This is a genomic window from Actinokineospora alba (genome assembly GCF_004362515.1).
Taxonomy (GTDB): domain Bacteria; phylum Actinomycetota; class Actinomycetes; order Mycobacteriales; family Pseudonocardiaceae; genus Actinokineospora; species Actinokineospora alba.
Window position 1 is genome coordinate 3,028,125 of record NZ_SNXU01000001.1, and the last position, 14,732, is coordinate 3,042,856.

11 protein-coding genes and 1 pseudogene are annotated in these 14,732 nt (G+C 66.5%); 3 read left to right on the forward strand and 9 right to left on the reverse strand.

Features of this window, described 5'->3' with window-relative positions:
- Window positions 1-249: 249 nt before the first annotated feature.
- The 3 genes and pseudogenes from C8E96_RS14055 to C8E96_RS14065 form a co-directional block, all read left to right on the forward strand.
- Window positions 250-348, forward strand: a pseudogene (locus tag C8E96_RS14055) (IS5/IS1182 family transposase); the annotation flags it as partial.
- A 187-nt stretch (window positions 349-535) separates the two neighbouring features.
- Window positions 536-1,531 carry a G1 family glutamic endopeptidase gene (locus tag C8E96_RS14060; protein WP_091373288.1) on the forward strand — a complete coding sequence of 332 codons (996 nt, stop codon included), beginning with the start codon at window positions 536-538 and terminating at the stop codon, window positions 1,529-1,531.
- A gap of 829 nt (window positions 1,532-2,360) precedes the next feature.
- Window positions 2,361-3,695, forward strand: coding sequence for an AlbA family DNA-binding domain-containing protein (locus C8E96_RS14065; RefSeq protein WP_091373291.1), 1,335 nt, complete (start codon window positions 2,361-2,363; stop codon window positions 3,693-3,695).
- Window positions 3,696-4,093: 398 nt separating this feature from the next.
- On the opposite strand, the gene C8E96_RS14070 is transcribed toward C8E96_RS14065, so the two are convergent.
- From C8E96_RS14070 to C8E96_RS14110, 9 genes are all read right to left on the reverse strand, one after another.
- On the reverse strand, window positions 4,094-4,387 hold the full coding sequence (locus C8E96_RS14070; RefSeq protein ID WP_133794445.1) for a DUF4760 domain-containing protein: 294 nt from the start codon (window positions 4,385-4,387) through the stop codon (window positions 4,094-4,096).
- 14 nt (window positions 4,388-4,401) lie between these two features.
- Window positions 4,402-4,593 (reverse strand): hypothetical protein, encoded by a 192-nt coding sequence (locus C8E96_RS14075; RefSeq protein ID WP_133794447.1) that lies wholly within the window; start codon window positions 4,591-4,593, stop codon window positions 4,402-4,404.
- Between the two features lie 514 nt (window positions 4,594-5,107).
- On the reverse strand, window positions 5,108-5,893 hold the full coding sequence (locus C8E96_RS14080; RefSeq protein ID WP_133794449.1) for a hypothetical protein: 786 nt from the start codon (window positions 5,891-5,893) through the stop codon (window positions 5,108-5,110).
- Between the two features lie 60 nt (window positions 5,894-5,953).
- Window positions 5,954-8,281: a hypothetical protein gene (locus C8E96_RS34050; protein WP_176926748.1), complete on the reverse strand. Its 2,328-nt coding sequence runs from the start codon at window positions 8,279-8,281 to the stop codon at window positions 5,954-5,956.
- Window positions 8,282-8,393: 112 nt separating this feature from the next.
- Entirely contained in the window at window positions 8,394-8,711 is a 318-nt protein-coding gene (locus tag C8E96_RS14090) for a helix-turn-helix domain-containing protein (RefSeq protein ID WP_228769813.1), read from the reverse strand.
- 8 nt (window positions 8,712-8,719) lie between these two features.
- Window positions 8,720-9,799, reverse strand: a complete 1,080-nt coding sequence (locus C8E96_RS14095) for a tyrosine-type recombinase/integrase (protein ID WP_228769862.1) — start codon at window positions 9,797-9,799, stop codon at window positions 8,720-8,722.
- A 174-nt stretch (window positions 9,800-9,973) separates the two neighbouring features.
- The gene (locus C8E96_RS14100; protein WP_091373301.1) at window positions 9,974-10,969 is read right to left on the reverse strand and encodes a C40 family peptidase; all 996 of its coding nucleotides are present in this window, start codon (window positions 10,967-10,969) and stop codon (window positions 9,974-9,976) included.
- Window positions 10,969-12,051 (reverse strand): replication-relaxation family protein, encoded by a 1,083-nt coding sequence (locus tag C8E96_RS14105; protein WP_091373304.1) that lies wholly within the window; start codon window positions 12,049-12,051, stop codon window positions 10,969-10,971. Before C8E96_RS14105 ends, C8E96_RS14100 begins: the two co-directional genes overlap by 1 nt.
- A 53-nt stretch (window positions 12,052-12,104) precedes the next feature.
- Window positions 12,105-14,714, reverse strand: coding sequence for a type IV secretory system conjugative DNA transfer family protein (locus C8E96_RS14110; RefSeq protein WP_091373307.1), 2,610 nt, complete (start codon window positions 14,712-14,714; stop codon window positions 12,105-12,107).
- Window positions 14,715-14,732 lie beyond the last annotated feature (18 nt).

Here is a 14,732-nt window from a genome sequence, read left to right on the forward strand (position 1 = left end):
GGCCGTTCCAAGCACGGAGAACTGAGCAGCCGCTTCCCGTGCCCGCTCCGACTCCCGTGCGCGGCGTGCCTCCGCTTCTATCAGCCTAGCCTTGGTTCTGCTGGTGCTCCGTGGCATCTCGAACTACCCGTGCTCTCGATCAAGTTCCACCTGGTTTACGACTCCACCAGGCTCCCGCACGCGTCAACTCAGATCCTGGTGGTTTACAGGCTGACCGACTCTGGCCGGGAACGGCGTACCTTCCCGGCCGGCTCCAAGCACCACCTGATCACCGACGCCACCGGCATCCCGCCTGCCGTCACGCTGACCGGTGGCAACCGCAACGACGTCACCCAACTGATTCCGCTCACTCTTGTGGCGCTGTTGGTCGTGTTCCCCGTTCCGTACGATTCGTCGCGCGATCACGCGTCTGCGCAAGCGACAGAACCTGGGGGGACCTGTGAAGCGTCGAGCCCGTCTTGCCATGATTCCGATGGTGGCCGCCCTAATTCTCGGATCCACAGCTGCCACCGGTAACGCCGAATCCTCGAAACCGTTGTACGCCCCGACAAAGCTGTGCGCCGAGCTCCTCGCGGTGACCACGGACGCCGACGGGGATCTCCACCATTCCTTCAAAATGCCCAACGGCCTGCTGGTGGACCAGGTTGTGCCGGGCAAGACGTTCGACCCGGCGACCGCGTCTGTCGCTCGGCTCGCGAAGGTCGGTTTGCCGCCCCGGCCTGCGTCCGGCGCCGCAGTGTCGGACGGGCTCAGCCGCGTCGACTGGGAGTCAATAGTACGTGGGCGGACCCGAGCCATCCCGAAGCCGCCCTGCGTCAAACCAGGAGTGCGCGCCGCGATCTACAACAACAACTACAGCGGCTACCGCGCGGCCGCCGCGTCGGGTGAGAAGTACTCGGGTGCGCACAGCTCGATCACCGCGCCCAGCTACTACCTGTCTGCGTGTGCGTACGAAAGCATGACGCAGTGGGTTGGTGTGTCCAACGACAGTGTGCTTGTGCAGGCGGGCGTCTACGTCGACCAGTACACGGGCACGGTCGACTCGGGTGGCTTCATCGAGTTCGTCGGCGGGACCTGGGATACCGGCGGCGTGACCGACGTCGGCGTGCCCTATGTCGCGGGCCACAGGTACTACCTCGATGTGCACTACGCGGACCGCTACAACTGGTCCCTGACCGTGTCGGACCTTGACAACGGCGAGAATTTCTCGGGATTCTGGACCCATCCCAGCGGCGGCGGGACACAGTACCTCCAGCCCTTCGCCTACTTTATCTCCGAACGCCTCACATACAGCGTCAACGGCGGCCCCGGCACCCTGACCCAGTACATGAGCCATTCCGATGTCCGGTTCCGTACGGCTACGGCCAAGATCTACGGCGCGGGCGACGCGCGGCTGTCCATCCAGCGCCCGGAGCAGATGATCATGCTTTCACCGGGAATCGGCAACCAGCGGCTGGGCAACGTGGATCCGCTGGAAGTCAGTGCCAGCAACTTCACCGAGCACTGGGCTCGGTGTGGCGTAGTCGAGTAGCTCTAAACTGACAGAGGTGTTGACAGTCTGGGCTCCTGATCGCGAAGGAGTCGCATGGCTGAGCGTGTATGGAGTGACAAGGGCCTGGTCAGGCGCGCGAACCGGCGCCTGGCCGTCCTTCATCACGCCGAGGATGTCAGTGGCAACGTATCCCGATCATGACCCGGCGGACAGGCCCTAGTTGCGGGAACCGATGGTGGCGGCCTGCTGAGGCAGTCGGCTGATGCGGCTGGCCGCGGAGGCGGACGTCCGCAGGCGGGTGATCTCGTCGTGTTGAGCGGCGAGTTGATATGCAGGTGGCGCTCGGCACGTTCGATTCGATCATGTTGCTTGGCAACAACCTTGGTCTCGTGGGCAGCCCAAACCCACGGAGATCCTCGCCATGCGGCGCGCCGTCGACACCTTCCTGATACGACGGTAGCTGCACAGAAGTACACGTGGCCGAGCGAGACTTGCAGTCGCCCTACCGGCAACGCAATTCTCACCGCCTTGCGCATGCGCAGGACAGGCGCAGAGTCAGCGAGAAGGCGCAATCAAGCGCGAGAACCTGCAGCAACGGAACCAACTGGCGGAGTGCAAGTATTCCAACCATGTCGTATTCCCGGATGATCGACATCTGACCTTGGCTGGGACTGCCCGGCCCGTCGCGACGCGGGTGACGTGATGCGAGACGTCCAGCACTGGGACCTGATCGGCAGCTTCATCGATAGCGCCGTCGTCGTTCAGCTGGTTACCGGACACCGCCGACGTCGTCCGGACGGCTCCACCGTTTTGACACAAACTGAAAATCGGCGGCGCACTATCTGGTGCTCCGGCCATACTTGCTGTCATGTCAGTGTTTCGCTCTGCGCGGCTCGAAGCGCTACTTGGCGCGACCGTTGACCAGGCGACCTACCACCAGGTCATCGGCCTCGTGACGAACCGAGTGAGCGAGGACGTCGACCTCGAGTTCAAGGGCGACTACAAGAACACCGACTCCGGAAGGGCTGAGTTCGCCGCCGACGTCGCCCAGTTCGCCAACGCCACGAGCGGACTTCTGATCATCGGCATGGACGAGGACAAGGCCATGGCCCAGGCGGCCGGCCCGAGCGGGATCAGCGTGGTCGACACCGAGATCACCCGCTACATCAACGTAATCGCCGACCGGATAAGCCCGCCGCTCCCATTCACCATCAGGCCCGTCGAGAACCCGGACCAGCCCGGGACCGGATTCATCCTCATCGCCGTGTCCCGCGGCCCCGTCGGCCCGCACGCCGTGCGAGTCAATGACAGCTTGCGCTACCCGCGGCGGGTCGGACGCCGCAAGGTCCTCCTCCACGAGAACGAGGTCGCGCTGGCCTACCGAGATCGCTTCACCGGCTTGCAGAGCCGCCTGGACGCAGCCGAGGCACACGAGCGCTACCTCGTCGACCAGCTCAGCACGGACCGAATGTACGTCGTGGTCACCCTCGTTCCCGACCTCGACGGGTACCGCGACATCAACACAGACGAGTTCAGCGCCTTTCGACAGGCCGTGCTCGACACGAGCCCGTGGCTGTTAGAGGCAGATAACCCAGACTGGTACACCGCCTCTGTCGGTCCGGATCGTCTGGTCGCGTCCGGCCTGCCCCGCCCGGACGCTGCACACCTGATCACTGAGCCTGGGTGCGTGCTGCACCGTTCGGGTGCCGGATCGTTCGTCGCCTATGTTGGGGAACGACCCGACAGCCAGGCAGCCCACGTCATCGAGTTTTTCGTGGTCGCAGGCGTCCTGGCGGGCCTGCGGTTCCTCGCTGAACAGGCCGTACAGCACGCCAGTGCGTCAGGATCTGCGTCGCTGCGAGCGACCCTCGTGCCAGCTGACGAAACCAAGGCGACTTTCCTTACGCAGCGGCTCCGATGGTCGCCGCACGCTGGCGAGCGACCGGTGCACCGCCCGCCCGTGGCCACTGCCCTGGCCGATCTGCACCGCCTAGCCGTCGACGGACGCGAGCTAACCCGCGCCACCTACGCCCTCGCTTCCCGACTCGTGCAGCACTTCGGTATTCCGGAGACCCGCTACCTGACCGTCGACGGCGCGGTGCGCATCGGCGCCTGGGCCGACGGCTCCACCAAGGAGCGCGCCCGTCGGTGGGCGGACACCAACGAAGTCAAGATCGATGAGTCCCACCCGAGCGCCCTGTAGCGCGAACGCCGCGCAGGCCGTGACCGGCGCACCCGCGCGGAAACAGGGGTCGGCGAACAGGTGGGCTCCATGTCGTAGCGGCCAGCACCTGTTCGGTTCCCGGACATCGATCGGGATGCCCCTTTGTGTCGATGCGCTCGTGTTCGATGCCACTACGCGGCTCTATCGCAACGATCGGGCGCTTACTCCGCCCTGTGTGCTTTGGATCGCGCGCCGAATTTCCTGTTCGGCGCTGTCACATAGCGGGGATTCGATCATGTCAACAATTGTTGATTAGCCGGCGGACGACAGGTATTCCATCCCTACGATATTCCGTCGCGGGCCACCCGTGCGACCGCGAACTATTGAGTTCGTTATCGACGTACATCGCAGAGCCTCACTGGAGTCTCGATGTTCCTTCAGGTGGGCGAATCGACACTCTTTCCCGAGTGCGGTGTCCATGTTTTTACCGATTCAGCGTACAACTGGCTGAAATTGTTCCAGAACGCCGGTCCGCGCTCCTGTCGCAACTCGTCCAGATAAGGCTGACACAATTCATGTAGCCGGATGATTGAATTCCCCCATTCGGTCACAATGATACCGTGTGGCAGCATCTTGTTGTGGCCAGCAATTCCAACGAGATCATAAGTGCGGCAGACCTTCTCGAATTTCTCCTTGAGTGACTGATCCATGCTCTCGTAGGTGCCATTCACCTCGCGGTGGGTTCTCAGATCGCGGAACAAGTCGCGCTTGCCATGACTATTTCATCATTCGACAACAAGTCGGCCGCCCATGTGAAGACGCTGCCGATTGCGTTCCGGCGCGCGATACGTGCCAGAGTGGCAGCAATCACAAGATTCATCATGGCCGCGAGGGCGCTCGCTCCGGCGGCAATAGCGATCACGAGACTTGTCGACATCCCTGACTCCCTCTGCAATGCGAGTGCTTTCCGATGTGGCGATCATGCTGAGTGAGTGATTCGTCGAACAACTCCTCCCGAGGTAGGCGCACGGGAAGTCCGATGACGGCGGTTGTGGAAGGCCCTACGGGCTACATGACTTTCGGTTCCAAAGCTGACTCCAGGTGCAGATGGGCTGGCCTGTCCTCACCTTGTTACCTGCGAGATCTGGTCGGCGGTGATCCGACGTAAAGCGATAAGAGACCGGAGTGTGCTGAAGACGGCCTCTGGTGACCAGTCTGCTGGGTTGTCCCTGATAGCTGTCAGTAGCTTTCGGCACTCTGAGGACGATCTGACTGGCCACGCCTCCAGTTCAAACCCGGTTGTTTCGGACCGGTCTGGCGAGTTCCGCCATCGGTCTTGGACCTCTGTGCGTGATAGTGGGGTTTCGACAAATCCGAAGAACTTGAAGTCCCGCAGGTCGGAAGCCCATGCGAAGCTGTGCAGGCGGACTTTTGCTGTGCGTATGTCGTCGTCAGAGAAGCCCATTTTCCTCATACAGTCCTCTTCGGGCGACAACGTCTGGTGTCGTTTCGTGAAGTTGCCTGTTGGCGGCGGCGAAATCCCGCAGTGCCGCGTTTTCTCCGACAGCGTTGAAGAACTTGCCACCTTCCCAGCCGGCTGGGCCGGTACTTGACGACCGGCGAGGTGTTAGGAGGTGAGTTCCTCCCTCGCAAAACATCGAGAGACCTACGCTGCAGGGAGTTGGAAAGCCCGGTGCGGGTCGGTCTGGATTGGCAGCACCGGCGATCGAATCCAGAACTTTCCTTTCTTCTACCGTGCCGAGGAGTCTGAGCATATGCGTGGCGAGAAAGTCGAAGTAATGATAGCGGTGAACGGTCAGGGTAAGCCTGTGTGCTCGCCCCTTGAATTCATCTGACGGTTCGTCCGAGATTCTTGTTGTGGAGATCGACGCGATCCCGATTTGCTCGCCGTCGGTGTACCCAGCAGCGGTCCATTCGTCTGAATGGGCTGCGCGGTTAGCTATGGTTGCAGCGTTCGTAAGCTCGAAATTGCCTTCGAGCCGCAATACAACTGATCCCTCCGGGAAGCAACTTTCGTGGTCCCAACCAGCTTGGACGAGCACAAGACGCGGATGAAGTTGCTCTACTTGAGACCAAGCCCGGTTGGCTTTGATGTAGAAGGCGCGGTGCCGGCGGGACTGCCACCGACGCTCTGCCACTGGAAACAAGACGTTTTGCATGACGATGCCGACCATCCCGCCTGCGAGCGCACCCACCAGGAGTGAAGGCCAGTCCACGGGATTCTCCTCGTCACGCGCATCGGATCAGGTCAGTTGATGTTGGTCGTCGAGGCCAGGCTATGTGTGATTCGCTGCTGCTTTGTTGCGGGCGGTCAGGTAGGTGGTCCAGTCGTGTTGGGCATAGTTGGCCCAGGCTATGGCTGTGTTGATGTTGATGTCGAGTAGCTGGGCAAGTACAGCGGCTGGTATCTGGGCGGCGAGGCTGGCGAGGGCGGCGCTGCGGGCTCGTCGTAGGTGCAGACCGAGGTGACTGCGGAGCGCGCGGTAGATCGCGTCGCGGGCCGGTCTGCCGGGAAAGCCGCCGGGGAAAAGCCACTGGTGGTCTTGCGGGCGGCTCCGGCCGACGACGGAGACGGTGCTCGCGCCGTCGCGTTGGTTGAGGATCAGCGTTGCTACGGCTGGCGGTAGTTGCAGGCGGTGGCCGCCGTAACGCAGCCAGGTCTGTCCGGTGGGGTCGTGCTGGATGTCGTTGTGCCGCAGGGTGGTGACGCGGCTGACGGGCAGACCGTAGAGAAGGACGAGGGCTCCTGCGGCGCGTACGGCGGTGGGCAGTGTGGTGTCGTGGAGGCAGCGGCGGAGTTGGTGCCATCGTTCGTCTTCGGTGATGGGTGCCAGCGCGGTCTGGTGCTGCTTCTTGGGGATGGCGACGGTGGTCAGTCGGCGGCGCTTGGCCCAGTGAAGGAATTCTCGTGCTGGGTAGGTGGATTCGGGTTTGCCCGTGGTCAGCCAGGTGTCGATGTCGTCTTGGCGTGCGGCGCCGAGGTCGAGGTTGTGCTGGCGCAGCCATTCCAGCAGCCGGAGACTGGCGAAGATGCGGGTGCGCGCCCAGTTCGCGGCGCCGGGGGTGAACGGTTGGCTGGCATTGGTTCGCTGTCGGGCTCGGCGGAGCAGGACCCAGTTGGTGTAGGTGCGGATCAGTTGGGCGTGGTCGGCGGGTTGGTCGGCGAGTTGGCGGTCGAGCCAGGGTTCGATGCGTTCGAGGTAGTCGGCGCGGTCGGTGAGGATGCCGGTGTGGACGAGTGTCTGGCGGAGGCGATGGACGGCCAGGCCGGGCGGGAAGTCGTCGAGCAGGTCATGGGTGACCGGTTCTTGGCTGACGCTAATCGCGGCGAGCAGGTGGGCGGCGGGTTGTCCGGGGCGTAGCCAGTGCAGGATCGCCTCGGGCGAGTCGACCTCGGTCAGGGCGGTCGCGAACGGCCGTAGCCCGTCCGGGATGGCGTTGTTCGGCCCGCGGAGAAGTTCGATGACGCGGTCTGCGACGGCGCAGCGCAGGCAGGTTCCGGCGGTGGGGGCGAATCCGGATTCTCCGCAGCGTGGGCAGGTGTAGTCCAGGTCCGCTCGTCCGGCACAGGGTCCGCAGATCGACTGGCCCGCTGGGCCCTGTCCGATCAGCGGCCGTGAGAGCCCGCAGAGACCGCAGGTGGCGGGGTGCTTGCGCACGTAGGCATAGCAGGAGGCGCAGACGCGCCCAATGGGCCAGGTGGCGAGAATTCTCTTGGCACGTCCGCAGCGTGCGCAGCGTTCTGCCCAGGTGGGGCGGCAGTCGCCGCACAGCACTGGCGCATCCGGGTGCTTGCTTCGTCGGCATCGGCGTAGCTGTCCGCAGCCCGAGCATTCGGCTGGAGCGCGGCTATAGCAGGTCCGGCACAACGCGCCGGTGTCTGACGATCGTCGGGTGATCAGCGGTGCCTGGTTGCCGCAGTGGTCGCAGCGGCCGGTCGCCGGGTTGAAGCAGTCGCGGCACAGTTCTCGTCCGCTGGTCTTCGTTACGATCTTTGAGTTGCGTCCGCATTGTGCGCAGCGCCGGGGCGGATGTCTGCGGCAGTTCGAGCAGACCGGTCCGGCGTCGGTTCGCATCGACACGATCCTGATGTGTCCACAGTGGATACAGGGCTGTGTTGGTGGCTGGTAACAGGACTCGCACAGTGGATCGCCGCAGGGAGTGCGGCGGGCGATCCTGGCCAGCACGCCGCAGGCCGAGCATCGTGTGCCGGTGGTGGGGTCGGTCGAGTAGCAGGACACGCAGACCGCGTCGCCATCGACACGGGCATACACCGTGCGGATGAGACCGCAGCGGCGGCACAGTTGGGCGCGACGACGATTGGCGCATGTGCCGCACATCCGGCCGCCCTCGACGCGGCTGGCCAAGGTCAGGCCGTGCCGCCCACAGCCGACGCATCGCAGTGGCGTGACCCTATAGCCGGTGTCGATGAGGGTGTTCACCAAGCGGAGGAACACGGTCGAGCAGTCGGACTCACCGGAGATGAGCGCGTCGGGGTGAGCTGTCAGGTGCCGGTGCAACATCGACAGACCCTTGCGTCCCCGCGACACCGTCTCGACGACCGTGCGCGTCCGAGTTGCGTCGAGACCAGCGACCGCCTCCATGATCCAGCCAACTAGTTCGACGAGCTTCGTCTCTGCGATCCGAGCTGACCGCGCGGCGTCCGCTCCCGCGCGGTCAGCCGATGACCTGGTAGGGCGCACCATCGCGCGTCCTCTACAGACCTGGAGGCCGGCGCACAGTCGTACGCCGGGCGGCTGGCTTCGATGGCGAGGTAACGTCGCCGCTTCCGGTCTTGCGGACCTGAGTGGGTGCCACCTTGATCTCGATCAAGTCGTTCGGGGACAGGCCGAGGATGTCGCACAACGCCGCCAACGTGTCCATTGACAACCGCTGGGGCGGCTGCGTGACCAGCCGGTACACCTGCTCGCGGGACAAGTGAATACCGCGCTCGGCCAGCAGGGGCATCAAGTCCGAGGTTTGGAACATGCCGTTCTCGGCCATTTTCGCCCGCAGGTGCCACGTGTAGCTCATTCGGCGGTTCACGGCGCTGTCTCCCATAGTTCTGGGTGATCGTGCAGCGACTGTTCCAGCAACCGGTTGCGGAACTCGTCGGACACCGACGTGTACAGGGCGGTGGTCGACTGGTAGGCGTGCCCGACTTGCTGTTGCACCATCAGCGGCGGATACCCGAACTCCAGCAGGTGGGTGACGTAGCTGTGGCGCAGGGAGTGCAGGTCATGCACCCCGTCCAGCCCGGCGTCCTGGCGTGTACGGGTGAACATTTCGTTCAGATAGTTGATCGAGATCCGGCCGCGTCGCTCGGTGACCCACATCGCCGGGTGCGCTGCCGGGGAGAACAGCGGCCGGATCTCCTCCCGCCATTGGTTCAGGACCTCGACGATCCAGTCCATTTCCGGCACGGTGAGCACAGTTCGCCGCTTCGGTGGACCACCCCGGGACGCCTTGCCGTAGCGCACCTGAACCGACCCGAACAGCCCGTAGCCAGCCGCGCGCGAGTTGAGCCGGAAGTCCGCAAGGTCCAGCCGAGCCACCTCGCGCCGCCGCAACCCGTAGGCATAGGTCGTCTTCAAGATCGCCGCGTCACGTAGCGCCGCGAGCGAGCCCTTTCTGCCGCGGGAGCGGATCTGCTCAACCCGAGCGTCGGCGGCATCGAACAGCGCCTGCACTTCCTCGTAGGTCAACGCCCGTCGGCCCGGCTGCCCTTCGACGTCGGACAGATGTGCCACGGTGTTCCACTCGTGGCAGATCTGGGCTGGCACCTGTCCGAATCGCTGTTCACACTCCGTGGGCCATCCGTACCTTGGATCGGTGATGAACTCGCAGAACAACCGGATGGTCAACTGATAACCGCGGATCGTCGAGTGCGCCCGCGGACGAGCCCCGGACACCAGATCAGCGGTGAACGCCTCGACCTCACCCGGCGTCCACCGCCACGGGTACAAGCCCGCGAACTCAGCGAACCGGCGGATCAAACGCACCCGCGGCGCCATCGTCTCCGGTCGAAGGAACCGACTCTGCTGCTGACGCTCCCACCCGGACAACATCGCGTCGAACACCGCAGTCTCAGGATCGAGATGCCGCACGCCCTCGGGCAGCACCAAGTGTGCCGCACCAGCCAGGTCAACCCGCCGAACCACCGCGAACCTCCTGTTGTACTGGATGCAACATCGTGGCATCCAGTACGGTCCGCCCAGGTCATCCTTAGCGAGAAGTCATCCGAAGGGGTGACTCGAACGTGTGCTGACCACCGCGAATCCGGTAACATCAGAACATCACCTATGTTGCATCTGATGCAATAATGGTTCATTAGCCGGGCGGGTAGCGCCCGCGAAATCGTCCGCCCGGTACCGGTAGGGCTCCACTTTCACCACCTGTCCGCGGTCCGGGGCGTCCACCATTAATCCTCCACCGAGGTAGAGGCCGACGTGGTGGATCTTGGTGTTCGGGTTGCCGTAGAAGACGAGGTCGCCGGGCAGCAGTGGTTGCCCGGCCGGGACCCGCGGCCCGGCATGGAACTGGGTGTGCGCGGTGCGGGGCAGGGTGATTCCGGCCGCCCCGTAGGCGGCCTTGGTCAGCCCGGAGCAGTCGAACCCACCGTCCTCTTCTCCATTCCCGCCCCACAGGTACGGGGTTCCTCGTTGTCCGCAGGCGTAGTTGATCGCGGCGACGGTGATGGGGTTGGGGGCTGTGATGGCGTTGCAGTCCCCGGTGCCGACGGTGATGGTCGTGGTGGTGGTGCAGCCCGCGCCGGTGACCGCGCCGACGATCAGGCGCGCGGTGAGTTCGTGTTGGGCGTAGGCGTTCGGGAATCCGGAGCGTTGCACGGCTTGGGCGGCGTCGGTCGCGCTCATCGTCTGCCAGCCGGGCACCGTGAGGAGGTGTCGGTAGAACTGGGTGGCGGCGTAGGTGGGGTTCATGATTTGCCCTGGGGTGCCCCAGCCTTGGCTGGGTCGTTGTTGGAACAGTCCGAGGCTGTCGCGGTCGCCGTGATCGAGGTTGCGTAGCGTGGATTCCTGCATCGCCGTCGCGATCGCGACCACCTGCCCCTGGACGGGGACGTTCATCTGTTTGCCGACAGCGACGATGACGGCCGCGTTGGCGAGTTGGTCAGCCCCGTAGCCGTCCACGCCGGTGCCGCTGACGGGGGCGCAGTCCAGGCTGCTGGTGCTGTCGTCGAGCACCGCCGCGACCGTCCCGGACACCCCGTGGCCGATCAGGATCGGGATGGCCAGAACGACGGCGAGCCCGGCGGCGCCGATTTTGTGCATCACTGCGGGGTCGCCTCCTTGTCCGTACTCGGCCCGCGCGAGGTGGCGGGCGGCTGGGTGGGCGGCATCGGCGACGGTGCGGGGGCCATGAGTAGCGGCGTGTCCAGTTCCCGCACCGACTCGCTGTCGGTTTCGGTGGTGGGGGCCGGCAGGTGCGGCCAGGCGTCGAGCAGCCGGTGCAGCTCGCAGCGGGAGCCGATCCCGGCGGCCCGGTGCAGAGGCAGCCAGACCCCATCGGCCGGGCTGGGGTGGGCGGCGTCGGGGTTGAGCAGGTCGGCCGCGGCGGTGGCGACCGGCACGAGGCTCGGGTCGTCCAGTTCGCGCCACGCCTGGTGCAGCACCCGGCGGGCGGTGGCCTCGCGGCGCGCGGTCGGCAGCCACACCAGTAGCGGCGTGGTGATGCCCGTGGCCTGCGCGAGCGCGGCGTAGCCAGCTAGTTTCCCGGCGAGCTTGCCCAGGACCTCGGTGCCGAAGTCGAACTCGAGGAAGAACTCGACCTCGGCGCCCTGGGTGTTCCAGCGCCCGTAGGCGTCGGGTCGGGTCAGGTCGCCGAAATGGCGGGCGCAGCGGGTCTCCGACCACCACGAGACCAACTTGGTGCGCTCGGACGAGGGGTCGTGGCGGGCGCGGTCGACCAGGGCGGTGAACCACTCGGCGACCCCGACGGTGTGCGCCAGCCGCAGGCTGTGGGCGACGCCGAAGGCGCGGTCGTGCCGGTAGCCGAGTTCTTTGACGTCGAGGCCGTCTTCGGCGGCCAGGACGGCGGCCCCGGCGGGGGCGAGGACGTAGTGCATCGGCGCCGTGCCGATCGTCACGAACGGTTGGAATCGGTCGACGACCCCCCAGAGGTACAGCTCGCGCATCCGCTGCCGTCCGGACCGGAAGGAAGGGAAGGCGAGTGCGGTGATCTGGTGGGCGGTGAGGACGCGGTGTTCGTGCAGCATCCGGATGATCCACCGGTCCCGCGGGGTCAGTCGCCAGGCGAGCGCGGCCTGGTGGTCGGCGGTGTTCGCCGAGCGCGGGGTGGGCCGGGTGGGCTTGTGCCCTCGAAGAGACCGCTGACGAGTGGAATTAGTGATCATGGGCTCGGGACTCCAGACATCGGTTGTGCGGCAAAGGGTTTGCGCCGGGTCGGTCAGGGATGACGGCGCGGGTCGGCGGTGCGGGGGCGCGCGGCGGGCCGGTTCCGGCGCTCCCCGGTGGCGGGTCGGGACGAGCCGGTCTGCTGCGGGGGCGCACCGGAGGACGGCGCCGTCGTGCGGTCGCGCAGGGCGCGGCGGGCGATGCCGCGAATCTCGCGGGCGCGGCCGGGGATCGCGCGCGGGAGCGGCTGGGTGCGCATCGTGAACGGCTGCGCCTCTTCCCCGTTCAGCACCAAACGGGCTGCGGCGTGGTACACGCCGAGGTGCGCGAGGTCGTGGTCGGACAACCTGGGTGCGGTGTGCCGGGACAGCTCCCGGGCGTCCTCTGGGCTCGCGTTGAAGAAGATTTTCGACCTGGCGTTGGTGGACATCCCCTCCCGCAGCTCGCGCGGGAGCTGCCCGAGGTGCTGGTGCGCCAGCGTCATCGAGACCCGGAATCCCCGCGCTTCGGCCAGCATGTCCTCGATCGGGTACGGAAGATTCAGGAAGTTGTGACACTCGTCGATCACCATCGAGGCGTCACGGCGCCGGCGTTGCGGGATGCGCGCGCGGCCCGTGGTGGCCTGCCACGTCCGCGCCACCACCAGCGACCCGACCAGCCGAGTGGTCTCCTCGCCCAGGCTGCCCTTGGGGATACGGACGAGGCAGATCCCGCCGTCCAACACGTCGGGCATGTCCACTGTGGAGTGACCACCGGCGATGGCGTCGCGGACGAACGGCCGCAGCAGGAACGCGCGCAACTTGTTCATCAGCGGGCTGATGACGTGTGAACGTTGCGAGTCGGTGAGTTCCTCGTACCAGGACCAGAAGCCGCGCAGCACCGGGTCGGCCACCCCTGCGGTGACTCGTGCCCGGAAGGCGGGGTCGGCGAGCAGTTTGGGTAGGTCGGCGAGGGTGGCGACGCCTTCCTGGGTGCGCAGGGTGAGGCACGCGGCGCGCATGACGTCGTCGGTGCGCGGCCCCCAGAACGCGGAGTACACGCGCCGGAACACCGAGACGAGGTTGTCGACGGTGAGGTCGGTTTCCCCGCCATCGAGCGGGTTCAGGCACGGGGGCCGGGATTTCGCGTCGGCGTCGAACAGAACGACCCGGTCTCCGGCCGATTTCGGGAGCCGGGACAGGATGTCGGTGACCAGGTCGCCCTTGGGGTCGATGAGCACGATTCCGCGCCTGGCTTCGGCGTCGGCCAGGATCATGTTGCCCAGCAGCGTCGACTTGCCGCTGCCGGTGGCGCCGATGACGTGCAGGTGGTGCCGGGCGTCGGGCACGCGCAGGGCCACGGGGCGTTCGTGGCCGGTGTCGGTCACCCCGATCGGTTTGGCCTGGGGGCCGGGGGTGGCGATGCCCGGTGGTGGGGCGACCGCGCGGGCTCCGGCGCGCTGCACTCCGGGGATCGCCTCATCGACCGGCAGATGCGCGATCGCGGCCAGCTCGTCCACCGACAGGAGGTCTCCGGCGCCGAGGCTCCGGGCGGCGAGGGTGGGGCCGGGGTGGCGTAGCCGGCGGCGGGCGTAGCGGTTGTGCTCGGTGTAGGAGGCGAAGGACGCGGCGAGGGCGTGTGCCCGGCCGCGGGCGACATCGCGCGCCCTGCGCATCTCGCTGTCGGCCGCGTCTGCCGGGAGCAGGGTGGCCACGGCGTAGCGGATCACTGTCTCGAACTGCGACCCGCGCTGCTTGCCCACGATCGCGCGGTTCTGGGCGGCGTACTCCAGCGAGGTCTGCGGATCGCTGTGCAGCGTCCCGGCTTTCGTCCGGCCCTCGGCCGGACTGCTGGTCTTCATGCCGGGGGTGAGCATGTCCAGGACGCGGCCGACCAGGCGGGTCGAGCCGTCGGTGTGCACCCGCCGCGCCGCCCGGCGGGCGCGGGTGACGCGGCGACCGGTGACGGGGCGGGCCAGGACCTGGACGCAGGCGTACTCGTCACGCCCCAGCCCGACAGGGGCGCCGATCAACGCGCGCAGCGGGTCGGCGTCGAAGTCGGTGCGGATCGGCAACGCCTCCGACCGAGCCAGCCGCAGCTCACCTGCGACGACCAGCCGCCGCTGCCCCTCACCTGGTGCCGGAAGCGGCGGCTGCGCCGGGTTGGCGACGCGGGTGTGCGACCCCGGCCAGGCGGCCTCCACCGCTCGCTCGACCAGACCCGGCGGGATGACGCCGGGCACCCAGAGCCGAATCGCGACGCCGTGCTCGCTGAACACGTACTCGCAGGCGAGATGCGGCTGCCCGGTGAACCACCGCCGCCAGGCGGGGCGGAGCAGGCCGACGAGGTTGCCCCACAGCGCCGTACCGCCGGCGGGGTCGACGGTGGGCGGGGCGAGCACGGTGACCTGCCGAGCATCGGCAACGAGCTGGGCGTGGCAGCGCCGCACCCACCACCGGCGGCCGACCACGAATCCCGCCCCGCTGGCGAGGAGCAGCGGGGCGGCGATCGGCCCCCACGCGATCGCCCACTCGCGCAGGCGTTCCAGCAGCGCGAGCGCGGCGCCGCCGGGATCGCGCAGGTAGTCGCCGAGCCACCCGTCGCCCACCCCGCCCGACCGGATCCCAGTGGGCGTGGTCGACGGGGCGGGGTGATGGAGAGCAGCCGATATCCAGGAACGCATAGCAAGTTCCCTTCACGA